This is a genomic window from Streptomyces sp. C, from assembly GCF_000158895.1.
Taxonomy (GTDB): Bacteria; Actinomycetota; Actinomycetes; order Streptomycetales; family Streptomycetaceae; genus Streptomyces; species Streptomyces racemochromogenes.
The window spans coordinates 7,136,015-7,153,142 of the sequence record NZ_GG657750.1; the positions used below are offsets into that span (position 1 = coordinate 7,136,015).

Genomic DNA, 17,128 nt, shown 5'->3' on the forward strand with positions numbered 1-17,128 from the left:
CAGGGCCCGGCGCCCGGCTACGTCGCCTCCCTGGCCCCCGCCGCGCGCGGGCGGCTGCGCGACGCGCTCGCCCGCGCCCTGCCGGTCCGGGCCGACGGGGCGATCGCGCTGACCGCCCGCGCCTGGGCGGTCAGCGGCCGCCGAACAGGCCGCTGAAGGGGTCCGAGGCCTCGGCCCGGACGGCCGGGAGCTGCCGGTAGAGGGCGCTGCCCGGGCACTCGGTGGCGAAGACGTCGCGGTGGCCGGAAACCCGCTCCACCGTCACCCGCTCCCCGGCCCTGAAGAGCCCGTTGTCGATGGAGGAGGTCAGCTCGACGGTGCCCGAGGGGCCGTGCCCGAACCGGCCGAGGGCCCAGGCCGCGAGCCGCGCGACGGCCGCCGTCGCCTCCGGCGGCGCCTCGACGTCTGTGTAGTGGCCGATCACCGCGACCCCGACGGTGTCGATGTTGAAGCCGAGGGTGTGCGCCCCGGTGACCGGCCGGCCGGAGCCGCCGGCCCGGCCCTCGAAGACGGTGCCGCACTTGTCGACCACGTAGTTGTAGCCGAGGTCCTTCCAGCCGTTGACCCGCTGGTGGAGGACCTGCAGGCCGCGTACGACGGCGGGGGAGTCGGCACAGTCGTAGTCGTTGCTCTGGGCGGTGTGGTGGACGAACACGGCCTTGACGTCCCTGCCGTAGACGGCCGCCTCGCCGGGCCCCTCGGCCGCGCCCCAGCCGTCGCGCGGGACGATCCGGGGCCGGGAGCCGGCGGCCCTCTCGTAGGCCGCGGGCACGGGCGCGGCGGCGGGGCGGGGGTCCGGCCCCGGGTCGACCAGGTCGAGGCGCAGCCCGGCCGGCAGTTCCCCGCCGACGCCCGCCGCGCGCACCTCCACCGCGTCGGACGGTCCGGCCCACCACGGCTCCCCGCCCTCCACCACGGTCCAGGGCGACCAGTGGCCGGAGCCCCGCTGGCGGGCGCGGACCCGGTACGTGCCGGCGCCCGGGCCGCCGGGGAGGTCGGCGGGGGCGGTGACGGCGAGCATGCTGAAGGGGGTCCGGGCGTCCGCGAGGACGGGCGCGCCGGCCGAGGTCAGGGTCACGGCGCGCGGCGGCGGGGGAGCGGCGGCCGGTTCCGTGCCGACCGCGGCCACGGTGACGAGCAGGCAGCTCAGGGCGGCGGTGAGGGGCGTCAGCGGGAATCCGCGGGTGCGCACGTCGGCTCTCTCCAGGATTCCCGGGTGGCGGTGGACGTGAACCGGAACAGCGGCTGCTCCGACACGCCCCCGAACCGGTCCCGGGCCCCGAGGACACAGGGCGCCGACCGGGCTGGAAGTGCCCGGCCGGCGCTCTGCGCACTTCGCTGACCGCCCCCTTCAACGAGCCCGCGGCCCGGGGGTCACGGCCTGCGGCCGGCGGGTTCCTCCGCTCCCGCCGCTCAGTTGGCCGCGTACACCCGTACCGCGAACTCCGCGATGTCCGCGTCGGAGAGGTTCTTGGCCAGATTGGCCTCGGTGATCATGCCGATGAGGCGGCGGCCGCCTTCCACGTCGATGACGGGCAGCCGCTTGATCTGGTGGATCTCCATGGTCTCCAGCGCCTGCTGGGCGTTGCTGTCGGCGTCGATCCAGTGCAGGTTGCCGGCCAGGTCTCCGGCGCGCATGGCCGCCGGGTCCTTGCCGTCCGCGCAGCACTTGATCACGATGTCGCGGTCCGTGATCATCCCCTGGAGGCGTCCGTCGTCCCCGCAGATCGGCAGGCAGCCGACGTTCAGCTCGCGCATCATCTTGGCCGCGTCCTGCAGGGACTGGTCCTCGCGTACGCACTGCACGCCCTGGGTCATGATGTCCCGGGCCCGCAGGTTCCTGTCCATGGTTCCTCCTTCCGCCGTGCCCTTCCCTACGAGCACAGCACGGATGGACCGGCGCTGCCCGCCGGGAGCGTCAGGGCCCGCGCCCGGGAAGATTGTTGACCGTTCGTTCCAGATAGTCCTATGATCATCGACGTGGCAAGGACCAAGGAATTCGATCCGGACGCCGTTCTCCAGTCGGCCCTCGAACTGTTCTGGCGGCGCGGCTACGAAGCGACGTCGGTGGCCGACCTCGTCGAGCACCTCGGCATCGGACGGGCCAGCATCTACGCGACCTTCGGCAGCAAGCACGAGCTCTACCTGAAGGCGCTGGACCGCTACGCCGAGACGTTCGACCCGCTGCTGCTGGACCAGCTCTCCGCGCCCGGCCCGGCTCTGCCCGGCGTCCGGGCTGTGGTGCGCCGCTTCGCCGCCGAGGCCGGCTCCCCGGCGGACCGGCTGAGCGGCTGCTTCATCACCAACACGGCGGCCGAGCTGGCCTCCCACGACGCGGCGGCCGCCCGCCGGGTCGGGGTGAGCTGGGACCGCTTCGAGACCCTGCTCCACTCGGCGCTCGTCCGCGCCCAGGGGCAGGGGGAGCTGGCCGGCGACCGCGATCCGCGGGCGCTGGCCCGGATGCTGCTGGTCCTGCTCCAGGGCGTCCGCGTCGTCGGCAAGGCTTCCGACGACCCCGCCCGCGTCCGCGACGCGGCGGAACAGGCGCTGGCCCTGCTGGACTGACGGCCCGCCGTCCCGTACGCCCCCGCCGCGCGCTTCCGCATGCCCGAATTCTGAACCGATCGTTCAAATAAGGGGCCACCACCGGCCCCCGAAGGAGTCACCGAAGATGAACCGCTTCACCGGCCAGACAGTCCTCGTGACCGGCGCGGGCTCCGGCCTCGGCCGGGCCATCGCCCTCGCCTTCGCCGCCGAGGGCGCCTCCGTCGTGGCCGCCGGACGCACCGCCGCCACCCTGGACGAGACGGTCGCCCTCATCGAGGCGGCCGGCGGCACCGCCGCCGCCGTCCCCGCGGACGTCACCAACTCGGGGCGGCTGGAGGACCTCGTCCGCGAGACGGTCGCCCGCTTCGGCGGACTCGACGTCGCCGTCAACAACGCGGGCGTACTCCGCGGAGTGGGTCCCGTCGGCGACGTCAGCGAAGAGGACTGGGACGCGGTCCAGCGCACCAACGTCACCGGCGTCTGGCTGGCGATGAAGCACGAGATCGCGCACATGCGGCGCAACGGCGGAGGCGCCATCGTCAACATCTCCTCCAACCTCGGCGCGCACATGCGGATCCCCAACGCCGCCGCCTACATCGCCTCCAAGGCCGCCGTCTCCGCCCTCACCCGGGCCGCCGCCCTCGACCACATCCACGAGGGCGTGCGCATCAATGCGGTCAGCCCCGGCGCCGCCGCCGGCCCCATGTCGCTGCGACCCGGCGAGACCGAGGCCGACCGCGCCGAGCGGATGAAGGAGGAGAACCCCCTCGGCCGCCTCGCGGAGGCCGAGGAGGTGGCCGCCGCCGTGCTCTACCTCGCCTCGCCCGCGGCCGGCTCGGTCGTCGGCACCGACCTCGTCATCGACAGCGGCTCCTCCGCCTGAGCCCCGCGGCGGGCGGCCGGATCCGGCAGCGGCCGCCCCGCGCAGGCGGCGTCCGCCTCCGGCAGCCGGCCGTCGAGCAGGAAGTCCTCGACGTAGCGGTCCACGCAGGCGTTCCGCGACTGGTAGGCGCCGTGGTCGCCGCCGCCGACCGTGATCAGGCGCGACCCCGGGAGCCGTCTGTGGGCCCGTACGGCCCCCTCGTAGTAGGTGGCGGGGTCGTGCTCCGAGTTGAGCATCAGGACCGGCGGCAGACCCCGGCCGGTCACCTCCACACGAGGGGCGCCGGAGCGCGGCCAGGCGGCGCAGACCGAGGTGAAGGCCAGCTCCCGGGCGCCCGCCAGGGGAAAGTCGCGGCTGTCCGCCTCGCTCCTGCGCACCCAGTACCCGGTGTCGCGGTTCCAGGGGGTGTCCTGGCAGACCACGGAGAAGAAGTCCGCGGCGAACCGGGCGTCCATCGGGTGCTTCAGCCTCTGCGCGAGGACCCGCCGGGTCGCGGCCGGGGCGCTCGCCGGGTCCTCCAGGACGCCGAGGAGCGCCGCCAGGTCCGGGAAGCGGTCGCCGCTGTAGATCATGGAGGTCGCCGCGGCGTCCAGGTGGTCGGGCAGGACGCGGGTGCCCTCCAGGTCGAGCGGGTGCTCGCGCAGCGAGGCGCGCAGCCGCTCGTACGAGGCCTCGGCCTCGGCCGGGGTCCTGCCCCGGTGGTACGTCGCGTCGTTCGCCGCCAGCCACGGCAGGAAGTCCTGCTCGAACCGGCGCTGGAAGCTCATCGGCTGCCCCGTCAGGAAGTCTTGCCAGCCGCCGCTGAAGTCGATGTTGCTGTCGAGCACCACCCGCTCGACCCGGCGCGGGAAGCGGGTCGCGTAGACGGCGCCGAGGTGGGTGGCGTAGGACGGGCCGTAGTACGACACCTGCCGGACGCCGAGCAGGGACCGGTACAGGTCCATGTCGTGCACGGCCTGGTCGGTGGTGATGTAGGGCAGCAGGCCGCCCGAGTTGCGCCGGCAGTCGCGTACGAAGTCGCGCGCGCGCCGCACGGTCCCGCGGACGGCCTCCTCCGAGCGGTCGCGCAGGTCGCCGCCCGCGAACAGGGCGTCCACCTCGTCCTGCCCGGAGCAGACCACGTTCGTGCTCGCCCCCACGCCCCGCTGGTCGAAGCTCATGATGTCGTACGCGGCCGCCAGCTTCGGCGCGTACGAGGCCAGGCCCGCCGGCCGCCCCAGCCCCGAGGCCCCCGGACCGCCGGCGGCCATCATCAGGACGCCGCGCCGGGCGGCGGGGTCCGTGGAGCGGTGCCGGGACACGGCCACCGTGAGGTCCGGCCCCCGGCCCGGGTGGTACCAGTCGCGCGGTACCGCCATCGAGGCGCACTCCAGCGGACCCGATGCGCAGGGCCGCCAGTCGAGGCGCTGGTTCGCGTACCGGGCGGGTATCGCACGGGCCTCGGCCCCCGGCGCGGCGTGCGCGGGGACGGCGGGCAGGGCCGCCACGGCTAGCAGCCCGCAGGCGGCGGCCGCGGCCCTGCGCGCGGTCTTCTTCAACAGGTCCATCCGGGTGGTCCCTTCCCCGTAGCGGTGATCGGTCGTGACGATCCTCCGCGAATCGGGGGCCCGGGACGATCTCCCCACCACCCGTGTCCGGGGTGGTGCTGGTGCCACCCCCGCCGTCAGGTGCGGCGGACCAGACGGGTCGTCAAGTGGTGCTGGAGCGGCTGTCCCACGGCCGCCATGTCGTGCACGACCGTCAGGCCCTCGCCGTCGAGGGCGTAGCGCCGGCGGGTGCCGGTGACCTCCTTGGCCAGCGGCGTCAGCGACACGTCCTCGGTCTCGATCTCGATCTCCAGTCCGGCCGCGGCTTCCGGGGCGGACACCCACCCGGTGTACGTCTCGACGATGCCGGTCGGGTGGGCGAGCACCACCTCCAGCGAGGCGTCGGGCGTCACCCGCCACCACCCGGCCTCCCGGCCCGCCGGCCGCACCGGGGCGCCGTCCGCGTCGACCAGCCAGGCGCGTGCCTCGTAGCGCAGGAAGGGCCGGCCGTCGTGGCTGAAGGCGATCTCCTGCTCGTACCGGAAGTCCTGCTCCAGGGTCGGGTACTGACCCCGCCCGCGCCCGTGCCAGCGCCCGAGCAGGGGGAGCACCGGAGCGAGCAGCGGATGCGGCTCGGGCCCCTCCCCGAGGACGTGGCTGTCGGGGTAGGGATTCTCCTGCGCCGGCTCGAACATGTTCACCTTGCCCGTTCTGTGGTCGTCCCCCGTGGGCGTGCAGCGTAGCCCGCGGCGCGTGGCCGCTCCCGCGCGGTCCGCCGGCCGGACACGGAGGGGGCGCGCTACGCGACGAACTCCTCGTCCCCGTACCGGATCTCGGCGGACTTCCAGTCGACGCCGAGCCGGGCGGTGAACTCCCGGGCTAGCGGCAGGTCCGCGAGCGGCGCGACCAGGATCAGCCGCCCGCCGAGGGCGACCGAGCCGCCGCCGAGCCGCTCCCGTGCCACGGGGTCGGCGAGCAGCGCGTCGCGCAGCCGGGTGGCGCTCACGCCGTCGGCCTGGATCTCGACGGCGTCGGTCTCCGGCGAGGTGCGCGGCAGGCACCGGAATGTCAGCACGGACTCCTGCCGGTACTGCTTGCGGATGACGTCGGCGATGTGGTGCAGCCCGTTGGCGTCGACGCGGGCCACGTCGAACTCGCGCGAACGCTCGTAGGTGGCCTGCTGCTCCTCCTCGGACCAGAACACCCCGTCGAGCAGGGTCGAGGACTCGGTGCGCGCCCCGTGCGAGCGGATGATCTCCCGCACCTCGCGGTCGAAGCGGAGCAGATGGGTGCGCAGCCGGGGGTCGGCCGGGTCCGTGATGACGGCGGTGTTGTCGGTGGCGAAGACCTCCGCGGCCGGGCAGCCGCCCGTGCCGGACGACGTGGGCGAGGGGGCGTCGGCCTGGGCCGTGCCCGTCCCCGCCGATGCCAGTGCCAGGACCCCGACCGCCACCAGTGCGCGCAACCGCTTCATCCGTCAACTCCCTGTCTGTGGACACGTGCTGCGGCGCTCCCGGGCCGCAGCGGGCCTCATCCTAGGAGCCCGGGCGGTACTCCCGCGGGGGCGGCGGCACCCCATTATGGCGGATGGCGGACGGTGGCTACTTGGGCACGTCGCGCGTTAGGCAGCCGCGGTCACGGGTATGGCCCAGCGGGGGAGGGGGTGCGGGGTGCGGGGTGGTGCAGGCGGGGCGGCCCGGGGCGCGACGGCGCTCGGATCGGTGGCGACCCTCGTCCTCGCCGCGTGGCTGGTCTGGCTCCTGCCGGGTCCGCAACTGGCCGCCGTGCTCGGCTTCGGCCCCGTGGACGGGATCGTGACGATCGCCGAGTGCCACGAGGCCGCCGACGTGGAGGGCTACGCGGCCGGCACGCAGTGCAAGGGCCGCTACACCCCCGCCCGCGGGGGCGGGGGCCCGCAGGAGGAGATCCTGCTGGAGACGGCCGCGGCGGAGCACCGGCCGGGCTCCGAGGTCGAGGTCCGCACCGCGCGCGGGAAGGCGTACGAACTGTCGGGCTTCGCCGTCGGCAACCTGGGCGTGGCCACCGGCCTGCTCCTCGTCCCCTTCCTCGCCCTCGCGGCCTGGCTGGCGGCCTGCGCCCGGCGGGGCGGGGCGGTGGACGGGGGCGGCTTCGTGCTCGCGGCGCTGGCCGCGATGGTGGCGGTGGTCGTGCTGGGCGCGGCGGCCGGCCTCCTCGTCGGGCTCTTCACGGCCCTCTTCTGAGTCCGCCGCACGTGCCGGGTGGCCCGCGAGGTCGGGCTGGTGCCGGGCACCCTGGTGCAGCGGTTCGGGTCCCGGCACGGGCTGCTGCCGGCCCTCGCCGACCGGTCCCCCGTGGACGCCGGCGAGCCGGCGGGGCGAGGGGCGGCGGGAGCACGACACCGTGCTGGGCGCCCTGACCGCGCTCAGGGCGGAGACGGTGTCCGAGACGGCCACCCCGGAGAGCTTCGCCCGCCACTCGGCGTACCCGTGCGCGGGCCTCACCGACCCGGAACTCTACGAGCGCGCCCTCGCCGTCCACCGGCCCGGACGCCGTGGCCGTCACCCCCGGCTTCCCGCGCTCGGAGACCCTGCTGGAACACTTCGGCGTCACCGAGGGCAACGGGCGTGAAGCCGCCGCCGGTGACCCGGACTTCGCCCACTCCGAGACCCCGGCCCACCTCGGCCGGACCGTCGCCGCAGTGGCCGCCCGACCCCGGCGTCATGGCCAAGTCGGGCCGGGCCCTGGCCACCCGGGGCCTGTACGGGGAGTACGGCTTTCGCGGACGCCGACGGCGGCCGGCCGGACCTCGCCGCGCACGGGGCCGAGAACCTGGAAGAGGAGTGCGGCCCCTCGGCGACCCGCTCCGACCGGCGCCGCCCGCTATGCCGGGACGGCGAGGCCCTCGATCAGCTCCGCGCCCGGGAGCCGGGCGAACAGAGCGCCCGGGGCGATCAGCTTGCCGCGCCGGCGGCCGCTGCCGACCAGGACGTACGGCATGTCGCCGACCGCCGCGTCCACCAGCAGCGGCCAGTCGGCCGGCAGGCCCAGCGGGGTGATCCCGCCGTACTCCATGCCGGTCAGCTCCACGGCCGTGGCCATCGGCGCGAAGGACACCTTGCGGGCCCCCAGGCGCCGCCGGACGACCCCGTTCACATCGGCCCGCGCCGCCGATGGCACCAGGCAGGCGGCCAGGGTGGTCTCGCCGCCCCGCTTGGCGGCGACCACCACGCAGTTCGCGGACGCCTCCAGCAGGCCCCGCCCGTAGTGCTCGACGAAGGCGGCCGTGTCCGCGACCGCCGGGTCGGTCTCCACGTAGACGATCTCCCGGGCCGCGGCCGGGTCCCCGTGGTGCCGGGCGCGCACCGCCTCGGCGACCGGCGAGACCAGCTCGGCCAGGCAGTCGGGGGCGGGGCGGGCGTCTTCGAAGGGTCCGATGGGGGCACGCATGCCCGCACGTTAGCAGGGTGCGCAGGTGCGAGGCCGTCGCACCTGGTCACGGCCGGTACGACGGCCGTAGCCGCAACGGGTTCGGTGTGCCAACGTAGGCCCCATGGACGGCAATCGGAGCAGCGGCCGGAGCACCTCCGCGCACCGGCACGGTCACGACCACGACCACGACCACGGGCATGCGCACCGCCGGCGGCGCCGGCTGCGGCACCTGCTCACCCCGCACCGCCACGACTCCGGCGAGAAGCTCGACGCGGCCATGGAAGCCTCCCGCGAGGGCATGCGCACCCTGTGGACCTCCCTCGCGGTGCTCGGCGCGACCGGCGCCGCCCAGGCCGTGATCACCGCCCTGTCCGGATCGGTCGCGCTCCTCGGCGACACCGTTCACAACACCGCCGACGCCCTGACCGCCGTACCGCTCGGCATCGCCTTCGTCCTCGGGCGGCGCGCGGCCGACCGCCGCTACACCTACGGCTACGGCCGTGCCGAGGACCTGGCGGGCGTGCTCGTCGTGCTGGCCGTCGCCGCCTCCGCCGCCCTCACCGCCTGGACGGCCGTCGACCGGCTCCTGCACCCCCGTGAGGTCACCCACCTGTGGGCCGTGTGCGCCGCCGCGCTGACCGGCTTCGCCGGCAACGAATGGGTGGCCCGGCTGCGCATCCGCACCGGCCGGCGGATCGGCTCCGCCGCCCTGGTCGCCGACGGCCTGCACGCCCGCACCGACGGGTTCACCTCACTGGCCGTCCTGCTGGGGGCCGCGGGCTCCGCGGCCGGCCTCCCGGCCGCCGACCCGGTCGTCGGGCTGTTCATCACCCTCGCCATCCTGCTGGTGCTGGGGGACGCCGCCCGCGAGGTCTGCCGCCGGCTGATGGACTCCGTCGACCCCGCCCTCGTGGACACCGCCGAGCACGCCCTGCGGCACGTGCCCGGGGTGCTCGGCGTCGGCCAGCTGCGCATGCGGTGGATCGGCCACAGCCTGCGCGCCGAGGCCGACATCGTGGTCGGCGGCCACCTGACCGTCGTCCAGGCGCACGAGCTCGCCCTCGCCGCCGAGCACGCCCTGATCCGGGCGATCCCCAGGATGGCGGCCGCGACCGTCCACACCGACCACCCGCCCGCCGCGCACCCCCTGACGGCCTGACGGATTCAGCGGCCCGCCTCCGTGCGGTGGACGAGGTCCGTGATCAGCCCGGCGATCCCGGGCCACAGCGCCCGCGGCAGGTCGTGGCCCATGCCGGGGAAGACCGCCAGCTCGGCACCCGGGACGGCCTCCGCGGTGGCCCGGCCGCCGCTGACGTCGCACATCGGGTCGTCGGTGCCGTGCACCACCAGCGTCGGCAGCCGCAGCGACCGCAGCCGCTCCGTACGGTCGCCCGACGCCACCGCGGCCACGGCCTGGCGGCCGACGCCGAGCGGGTCGTAGGACCGGTCGAAGGCGCGGGCGGCGCGCTCGCGCACCGCCGCCTCGTCGAAGGGGTACCCCGGCGAGCCCAGCACCCGCACGGCGTTGACCGTCCGGTCCACCGCCTCCTCGCGGCTCCTCGGCGGCGGCCCCGCCAGCGCGCCCAGGACCTTCGGGTCCGGCTGCCCCACCGCCCGGTCGCCCGTCGTGGACATCAGGGAGGTCAACGAGCGCACCCGGCCCGGGTGTTCGATCGCCATCGTCTGGGCGATCGCCCCTCCCAGCGACAGGCCGACGACATGGGCGCTGTCCAGCCCCAGCGCGTCCAGCAGGCCCACCGCGTCCCCGGCCATGTCGGACAAGGAGTACGACGCGGACGACAGGTCACCGGCCAGCGCCGCAGCGACGTCGGGCAGCGGCGCGTCGGGGAAGTGGGTGGACAGGCCCGCGTCGCGGTTGTCGAACCGGATCAGCCGCAGGCCCCGCGCCGTCAGCTCCGCGCAGAAGCCGTCGGGCCAGCCGTGCATCTGGAGGGCGATGCCCATGATCAGCAGCACCGGCGGATCCTGGGCGTCCCCCCACCGCTCGTAGGCCACCTCGATGCCCGCCGGTCCCACGCCCACGGCCTTCTCCTCGGTCACCGTCACGCCGTCTCCTCCCGTGCAGGGGCAGACGCCGAACATACCGGGGGAGATTGGCGCGAGAGGCCCTCATGCGGCGGTGTCGGCGTGCTGTACGGTCCGCGGCATGTTCGCCGGACTGCGTACGCCCGCCCCACCGGGCTGGAGCCGCTGGCTCGTTCCGCCCGCCGCCCTCTCCGTCCACCTCGCCATCGGCCAGGCCTACGCCTGGAGCGTCTTCAAACCGCCGCTGGAGACCTCGCTCGGGCTCTCCGGAACCGCCTCCGCCGTGCCCTTCCAGCTCGCGATCGTGATGCTCGGGCTCTCCGCCGCCTTCGGCGGCACCCTGGTCGAGCGGCACGGCCCGCGCTGGGCCATGACCGTCTCGGCCGTCTGCTTCACGTCCGGGTTCCTCGTCGCCTCCCTCGGCGCCGCCACCCGCCAGTACTGGATCGTGGTGCTCGGCTACGGCTGCGTCGGCGGCATCGGCCTCGGGATCGGCTACATCTCGCCGGTCTCCACCCTCATCAAGTGGTTCCCCGACAGGCCCGGCATGGCCACCGGCATCGCCATCATGGGCTTCGGCGGCGGCGCCCTGATCGCCGCGCCGTGGACGGCGCGGCTGCTGGACGTCTTCGGCCGCGACTCCTCGGGCATCTCGAAGACCTTCCTCGCCATGGGAGCCGGTTACGCCGTCTTCATGGCCTTCGGGGTGCTGCTCGTGCGGCTCCCCCCACCCGGCTGGACGCCGCCGGGTGCCCCGGCCGCGAGCGGGGACCGGCCGGCGTCCGGCCCCCGGGTCTCCGCCCGCGAAGCGCTGCGCACCCCGCAGTTCTGGTGCCTGTGGGTGGTCCTGTGCACCAACGTGAGCGCGGGCATCGGCATCCTGGAGAAGGCCGCCCCGATGATCACGGACTTCTTCGCCGGTACGCCGGCGCCGGTCTCCGCTGGAGCCGCGGCCGGGTTCGTCGGGCTGCTCTCCCTCGCCAACATGCTCGGCCGTTTCGTGTGGTCGTCGGCCTCGGACCTCATCGGCCGCAAACGGGTGTACCGCCTCTACCTGGGTGCCGGTGCGCTGATGTACCTCCTCATCGCGCTGAACGGGAACTCCTCCAAGACCCTGTTCATCGCCTGCGCCGCCGTCATCCTCTCCTTCTACGGGGGCGGATTCGCCACGATCCCCGCCTACTTGAAGGACCTCTTCGGAGTCCACCAGGTCGGCGCCGTCCACGGCCGGCTGCTGACCGCGTGGTCCCTGGCCGGCATCGTGGGCCCGCTGATCGTCAACGCCGTGGCGGACGCCGGGAAGGCGGCCGGGCGGACCGGCACCGCCCTCTACGGCACCTCGTTCCTCATCATGATCGGCCTCCTGGCCGTCGGCTTCGCGGCCAACGAACTCGTACGGCCCGTGCACCCCCGCCACCACGAACCACCGGACGCCGCCCCGCGGGCCGTTCCCGCCGCCTCCGAGGGAGCCGCCCCGTGACCGGTCGGCACCGCACGCGGTTCGTCGTCGCCTGGCTCTGGGTCGGGCTCCCCTTCGGCTACGGCATGTACGAACTCGCCCTGAAGATGCGTCAGTTGTTCACGGGCTGAACCGGCCGGCGCGGGGTGCCGACGCGCGGGCCGCTCAGGACCGCTCCAGCAGGGCGGTGCCGAGCTCGGTCGCCGTGTAGTGCACCTCGCGCCGGTAGCGGTGGCCCGTGACGAGACCGGCGTCGCGCAACACCGACAGGTGCTGGGACACCGCGCCGAGGCTGAGCCCGCTGAGGGCCGCCAGCTGCGTGGTGGTGCTGGGCGAACCGGTGAGGGCGAGGAGCCGGGCCCGGCTGCGGCCCAGCAGCCGGGCCAGCCCGTCCGCCCGGGTGCCCCGCCGCTCCCACAGGCCGCCCACGGCCCGCGAGGGGTAGACGAGCGCCGGAGGAGCGGTCCCGGTCCCGGCCAGCAGGTGGCAGCGCGCGGCGAAGGCGCTGGGGGCCAGGACGAGGTCCGTGCCGCCGAGGTCCGGTCCGGCCGGGGGCAGGTCGGCGGACACCAACCGGTCGCCGGTCCAGTGCAGCGACGGGTGCAGGCGGGCGAACACCTCCTGGATGCCGTCCTCGGCGAGCTGGCGCGTGCGGTACGCGATGTCCGCCTCCAGCAAGGCCCGGATCCGCGGCCAGTACGGCCGGACGGCCGTCCTCCCACCAGGCCCGCAGCGCCCCGGTCGGCTCCGGCGCGTCCTCTCATCAGGGCGAGTTCCTCCTCGAACTCGGCCAGCGGCAGCGCGGCGGCGGCGTGGTGAACCCCGGGGAGGCGGCCGCCGCGCGCAGCGGCGCGACCCGACCGGCGAGCGCTGCTGGTCCTCGCGCAGCGGCAGCACCGACTTGATCCACGGCAGATGGACCGCGTGCCGCCCCGGGTCGGCGGTGGCCCGGAAGGCGGCCACGGTCTCCCACAGCGGCGACACGGCGAACCTGATGCCGGCGACGTCGTGCACCCCGAACCGCACTTCCCCCACGTACCCACCCCCACCGGTCGGACCTTTTCGCGCAGCCTAAAACATTGGCCCGGCAACCCCGCGCCCGACATCTTCGCGGCATGAAGAACCACCTCCCCCTCCACGCCGATTTCCGCCGGCTCTGGACCGCCGACGCCGTCAGCCAGGCCGGCTCCGCCGTGACCCTCCTCGCGCTGCCGCTCGTGGCCATCGGTGTCCTGGACGCCACCGCCTTCGAGGCCGGACTGCTCGTGACGTGCGAGTACCTGGCCTTCCTGCTGATCGGGCTGCCCGCCGGAGCCTGGGTGGACCGGCTACGGCACCGCCCCGTGATGATCGCGGGCGACCTGGGCCGGGCGGCCCTGCTGCTGTCCGTCCCCACGGCCGCCGGCCTGGACGTGCTGTCGCTGCCCCACCTGTACGCCGTGGCCTTCGGGATGTCGGTGTGCACCGTCTTCTCCGACGTGGCCGCCCAGAGCGCACTGCCCCGGCTGGTCGACGCGGACCGCCTCGCGGACGCCAACGTCCGCCTGGAAGCCACCCGCAACGTCACCCAGGTCGCCGGGCCCGGCCTGGCCGGAGTGCTGGTCGGAGCGCTGACCGCGCCCGTGGCCCTCGCCGTCGACGCCGTCAGCTACCTGCTCTCGGCGTTCCTCGTCCCGCGCGTGCGCCGCCCCGAGCCGCGCCCCGCCGTACGGACCCGCGCGAACCTGCGCGTCGAGATCGCCGAGGGGCTGCGCTTCGTCCTCGGCGACCGGACCCTGCGGGCGATCACCGCCGCCTCCGCCGTCTCCAACCTCTTCGGCACCGTCGGCGCCGCCATGCTGATGGTGCTGCTCGCGGGGGAGCTCGGGCTGTCCCCCCTGCTGTGCGGGGCCGTGTTCACGGTGGAGGCCCTGGGCGGCCTGCTCGGCAGCCTGCTCACCCTGCGCGTCGCCGCCCGGGTGGGCGAGGGCCGGGCGATGTGCGCGTCCGTGGCCGTCAGCGGCGTGCTGTGGCTGTCGGCCGTGCCCCTCTACCGGGACGACTGGCGGTTCGCGGCCGCCGTCGCCCTCCAGGGGCTGGGCTGGACCGCCTTCATGACCTTCAAGATCACCTCGGTCGCGTACCGGCAGCGGGTCTGCCCCGCGCGCCCTGCTCGGCCGCACCGCCGCGACGTTCCGCTTCGTGGTGTGGGGTGCCATGCCCGTCGGCGCCCTGGCCGGCGGACTGCTGGGGCAGTGGCTCGGCGCCCGGCCGGCGATGTGGATCGGCGCACTGGGGGAACTCCTCGCGGTCCTTCCGCTCCTGCTCTCGCCGCTGCGGACCGCCCGGGCGCTCAGCGTCGCTTGAGCTTGGCCCACACGGTTTCGAGGGCTTCGATGTCCGCGTCGTCGAGGCGGTCGTCGAAGACCTCCCGCAGGGCCTCCCGGCGGGTCGCGTCCGCCTCGGCGAAGGCGCGGCGGCCCTCGGCGGTGAGGTGCACGCACACGGAACGGGCGTCCGTGGGGGAGGGGACCCGGTCGACCAGGCCCCGGGCCTGGAGCTGGTCGACGACGCGGGAGACCTGGCTGCGGCTGAGCAGGGTCTTGGCCCCCAGCGCGGAGGCGGCGACGGGCTCGCTCTGGCCGTTCAGCCACAGCATCACCTCGAACCAGGACAGCGGCAGGCCGTGGGCCCGCGTGAGCTCCTGGTCGATGCGGGCGGAGAGGGTGGTGCCCGCCCAGATCAGGCCGTAGAAGGCGTGGTCGCGGGCGGTGAGGTCACCCATGGTGAGGTCTGTGCGCGCCATACCGGCAGCCTAGCCGCTTGCGTGCGCGCACACGTAAATATATTGTGTGTGCACACACCTATTTGCCCCCTCGTCCCCCCGGAGCACCTCCCATGAGTACCCCCGCCACCCCGAAGACCGTCCTGATCACCGGCACCTCCTCCGGTATCGGCCTCGCGGCCGCCGTCCTCGCCGCCCAGGCGGGCTGGCAGGTCGTCGCCACGATGCGCGACACCGCGAAGGCCGGCCCGCTGCGCCGGGCCGCGGCCAAGGCGGGGGTCGAGGACCTGGTCCAGGTCAAGCGGCTCGACGTGGTCGACCCCGCGTCCATCGACGCCTGTCTGGAGGAGCTGCTCGCCGAGCACGGACGGCTCGACGCGGTGGTCAACAACGCCGGCGCCGGCCAGGTAGGGACCATCGAACAGGGCACGGTCGAGGACGTCCGCGCCACCATGGAGGTCAACTTCTTCGGCGTCGTCCAGGTCACCCGCGCCGCCATGCCGCACCTGCGCGCCTCGCGCGGCCGCCTGATCACGGTCACCAGCGTCGGCGGCGTGATCGGCCAGCCCTTCAACGAGGCGTACTGCGCCGCCAAGTTCGCCGTCGAAGGCTTCATGGAGTCCCTCGCACCGGTCGCCGCGACCGCGGGCGTCGCCGTCACCCTCGTCGAACCGGGCGCGGTGGCCAGCGAGTTCGTCAACTCCATCGGCGTGGACCTGCCCGCCATGCTCACCGCGGCCGGCCCCTACGCCCCGGCGCTCCAGACGTACGTCGAGCGCACGGTGAAGACGTTCACCACGGCCCAGACCCCGGCCGAGGCCGCCGCGCCGATCACCGAGGCCCTGACCGCCGAGCGGCCCGCCTTCCGCGTCCAGACCTCCGACTGGGCCCGCGACTTCGTCGGCACCAAGCTCGCCGACCTGGACGGCTCGGCCGTCCAGGCCATGACGGCCGCCTGGGTGGGCTGACGGCTCCCCCTACCGCCGCCGGTCCGCCAGCACCTCGGACGACGCGTCCCGCTGGTGCGGGACCGGCGGGACGGACAGCGGCGCCCCCGCCTGGTCCTGCCGGAGCGAGACCGTGCGCGCGGGCGCCGGGATCGAGATGCCCTCCGCCCGGTACCGCTGGTGCAGGCGCTTGATGAACTCGTGCTTGATCCGGTACTGGTCGCTGAACTCGCCCACGCCCAGGATCACCGTGAAGTTGATCCGGGAGTCCCCGAAGGTGTGGAAGCGGACCGCGGCCTCGTGGTCCGGGACCCCGCCCGTGATGTCGGCCATCACGCTGTCGACGACGTCGAGCGTCACCCGCTCCACGTGCTCCAGGTCGCTCTCGTAGCCGACCCCGACCTGCACCAGGATCGACAGCTTCTGCTCGGGCTGGCTGTAGTTGGTCATGTTCGTCCGCGCGAGCCGGCCGTTGGGGATGATCACCAGGTTGTTCGACAGGTTGCGCACCACGCTGTTGCGCCAGTTGATGTCGACGACGTACCCCTCCTCCCCGCTGGTCAGACGGATGTAGTCACCCGGCTGGACGGTCTTCGAGGCGAGGATGTGCACCCCGGCGAAGAGGTTGGCGAGGGTGTCCTGCAGGGCCAGCGCGACCGCCAGACCGCCCACCCCCAGCGCGGTGACCAGCGGGGCGATGGACACCCCGAGGGTCTCCAGGGCCACCAGGACGCCCATCGTCAGCACCACGATCCTCGTGATGTTGACGAAGATCGTCGCCGACGCCGCGACACCCGTACGGGACGCCGCCACCGACTGGACCAGACCCGCCACGACGCGCGCCGCGCTGAAGGTGGCGATGACGATGAGCACCGCCGTCAGCGACTGGTCGACCACGCCCCCGACCCGCGCGGTGAGCGGCAGCGCCGAAGCGGCCACCGCTGCCCCGGCGATCACGGCCGCCCAGGGGACGATCGTCCGCAGCGCGTCGACGATGACGTCGTCCCCGCTCCACTTGGTCCGGCCGGCGTGCTTGGCCAGCCACTTCATCAGCGCCCGCAGCACCAGACCGGCCACGCCGCCGGTGGCCAGCGCGATGCCCGCCACGACCCAGTCGTGCAGGACGAGGTCCCGGGTCACCGCCCGGCTCCCGCGGTGCGGAGGGCGAGGGAACGGGCCGCGGCCGGCCGCCGTATGTGCTGTGTCGTCACCTTGTCACCTGTCAGGTCGTGTTGTGCGCAGCCCCGTTGGAGCGGATGTACGCATTCCGAACGGAACTGTCATCCTGCCCCATGGCCGGGCCGCTCCCGAACCCGGACCCCGCCGTTCCGCCCGACCGCCGGGCGGCGGGGCTCCGCCGGCCCGTTCGGGCGCGGCGCGGTTGCTCCGGGTTGACGAACCGCTCACCTGACCGGCCCACGCCCCCGGCCTGTCGGGCCGGCCCGGGTGGCGGGGAGCGGTGATATGTGCAGCGCGTGGAGAGGCGCCCGGCCCGGCAACGGGACACGGGGGCCCACGCACCCGTTCCCTCGCGCTCCCGCGGCG

Annotated in this window: 16 protein-coding genes and 1 pseudogene; 7 read left to right on the plus strand and 10 right to left on the minus strand. The window is 74.6% G+C overall.

Features of this window, described 5'->3' with window-relative positions; translation table 11 throughout:
* Positions 1–130 precede the first annotated feature (130 nt).
* Positions 131–1,192 (minus strand): N-acetylmuramoyl-L-alanine amidase, encoded by a 1,062-nt coding sequence (locus tag SSNG_RS31905; protein ID WP_050779795.1) that lies wholly within the window; start codon positions 1,190–1,192, stop codon positions 131–133.
* A 221-nt stretch (positions 1,193–1,413) separates the two neighbouring features.
* Complete coding sequence (locus SSNG_RS31910; RefSeq protein WP_007268067.1) at positions 1,414–1,848, minus strand: CBS domain-containing protein; 435 nt, start codon at positions 1,846–1,848, stop codon at positions 1,414–1,416.
* A gap of 132 nt (positions 1,849–1,980) precedes the next feature.
* Here SSNG_RS31910 and SSNG_RS31915 point away from each other — a divergent pair, with 132 nt between their 5' ends.
* Both SSNG_RS31915 and SSNG_RS31920 read left to right on the plus strand, forming a co-directional pair.
* On the plus strand, positions 1,981–2,565 hold the full coding sequence (locus SSNG_RS31915) for a TetR/AcrR family transcriptional regulator (RefSeq protein WP_007268068.1): 585 nt from the start codon (positions 1,981–1,983) through the stop codon (positions 2,563–2,565).
* A 106-nt stretch (positions 2,566–2,671) separates the two neighbouring features.
* Positions 2,672–3,430, plus strand: coding sequence for an SDR family oxidoreductase (locus tag SSNG_RS31920; RefSeq protein WP_007268069.1), 759 nt, complete (start codon positions 2,672–2,674; stop codon positions 3,428–3,430).
* On the opposite strand, the gene SSNG_RS31925 is transcribed toward SSNG_RS31920, so the two are convergent.
* From SSNG_RS31925 to SSNG_RS31935, 3 genes are all read right to left on the minus strand, one after another.
* Positions 3,358–4,977, minus strand: coding sequence for an alpha/beta hydrolase (locus SSNG_RS31925; RefSeq protein WP_007268070.1), 1,620 nt, complete (start codon positions 4,975–4,977; stop codon positions 3,358–3,360). The genes SSNG_RS31920 and SSNG_RS31925 overlap by 73 nt on opposite strands.
* A gap of 116 nt (positions 4,978–5,093) precedes the next feature.
* Complete coding sequence (locus SSNG_RS31930) at positions 5,094–5,651, minus strand: FABP family protein (RefSeq protein ID WP_007268071.1); 558 nt, start codon at positions 5,649–5,651, stop codon at positions 5,094–5,096.
* Between the two features lie 104 nt (positions 5,652–5,755).
* The gene (locus SSNG_RS31935) at positions 5,756–6,430 is read right to left on the minus strand and encodes a hypothetical protein (protein ID WP_042802482.1); all 675 of its coding nucleotides are present in this window, start codon (positions 6,428–6,430) and stop codon (positions 5,756–5,758) included.
* A 196-nt stretch (positions 6,431–6,626) separates the two neighbouring features.
* On the opposite strand from SSNG_RS31935, the gene SSNG_RS31940 reads away from it, so the two are divergent.
* Positions 6,627–7,178 (plus strand): hypothetical protein, encoded by a 552-nt coding sequence (locus SSNG_RS31940; RefSeq protein ID WP_050779796.1) that lies wholly within the window; start codon positions 6,627–6,629, stop codon positions 7,176–7,178.
* 640 nt (positions 7,179–7,818) lie between these two features.
* Here the strand turns inward: SSNG_RS31940 and SSNG_RS31945 are convergent.
* The gene (locus tag SSNG_RS31945; protein WP_007268076.1) at positions 7,819–8,385 is read right to left on the minus strand and encodes a YbaK/EbsC family protein; all 567 of its coding nucleotides are present in this window, start codon (positions 8,383–8,385) and stop codon (positions 7,819–7,821) included.
* Between the two features lie 103 nt (positions 8,386–8,488).
* Between SSNG_RS31945 and SSNG_RS31950 the strand changes: the two genes are divergently transcribed.
* Complete coding sequence (locus SSNG_RS31950) at positions 8,489–9,526, plus strand: cation diffusion facilitator family transporter (RefSeq protein ID WP_007268077.1); 1,038 nt, start codon at positions 8,489–8,491, stop codon at positions 9,524–9,526.
* Positions 9,527–9,531: 5 nt separating this feature from the next.
* On the opposite strand, the gene SSNG_RS31955 is transcribed toward SSNG_RS31950, so the two are convergent.
* A complete protein-coding gene (locus tag SSNG_RS31955) occupies positions 9,532–10,434 on the minus strand; it encodes an alpha/beta fold hydrolase (RefSeq protein ID WP_241695167.1) in 903 nt (300 codons plus the stop codon).
* Between the two features lie 100 nt (positions 10,435–10,534).
* Here SSNG_RS31955 and SSNG_RS31960 point away from each other — a divergent pair, with 100 nt between their 5' ends.
* Entirely contained in the window at positions 10,535–11,893 is a 1,359-nt protein-coding gene (locus SSNG_RS31960) for an OFA family MFS transporter (RefSeq protein ID WP_042802483.1), read from the plus strand.
* Positions 11,894–12,037: 144 nt separating this feature from the next.
* Here SSNG_RS31960 and SSNG_RS42570 read toward each other — a convergent pair whose 3' ends face one another.
* Positions 12,038–12,550 (minus strand): winged helix-turn-helix domain-containing protein, encoded by a 513-nt coding sequence (locus SSNG_RS42570; RefSeq protein WP_165365045.1) that lies wholly within the window; start codon positions 12,548–12,550, stop codon positions 12,038–12,040.
* Positions 12,551–12,987: 437 nt separating this feature from the next.
* Here SSNG_RS42570 and SSNG_RS44315 point away from each other — a divergent pair.
* Positions 12,988–13,914, plus strand: a pseudogene (locus SSNG_RS44315) (MFS transporter); the annotation flags it as partial.
* 290 nt (positions 13,915–14,204) lie between these two features.
* Here SSNG_RS44315 and SSNG_RS38800 read toward each other — a convergent pair.
* Complete coding sequence (locus SSNG_RS38800) at positions 14,205–14,657, minus strand: MarR family transcriptional regulator (protein WP_007268083.1); 453 nt, start codon at positions 14,655–14,657, stop codon at positions 14,205–14,207.
* A 92-nt stretch (positions 14,658–14,749) separates the two neighbouring features.
* Here SSNG_RS38800 and SSNG_RS31980 point away from each other — a divergent pair, with 92 nt between their 5' ends.
* Complete coding sequence (locus SSNG_RS31980) at positions 14,750–15,604, plus strand: SDR family NAD(P)-dependent oxidoreductase (protein WP_007268084.1); 855 nt, start codon at positions 14,750–14,752, stop codon at positions 15,602–15,604.
* Positions 15,605–15,613: 9 nt separating this feature from the next.
* Here the strand turns inward: SSNG_RS31980 and SSNG_RS31985 are convergent, their stop codons facing one another.
* Positions 15,614–16,723 carry a mechanosensitive ion channel family protein gene (locus SSNG_RS31985; RefSeq protein ID WP_007268085.1) on the minus strand — a complete coding sequence of 370 codons (1,110 nt, stop codon included), beginning with the start codon at positions 16,721–16,723 and terminating at the stop codon, positions 15,614–15,616.
* Between the last annotated feature and the right edge of the window lie 405 nt (positions 16,724–17,128).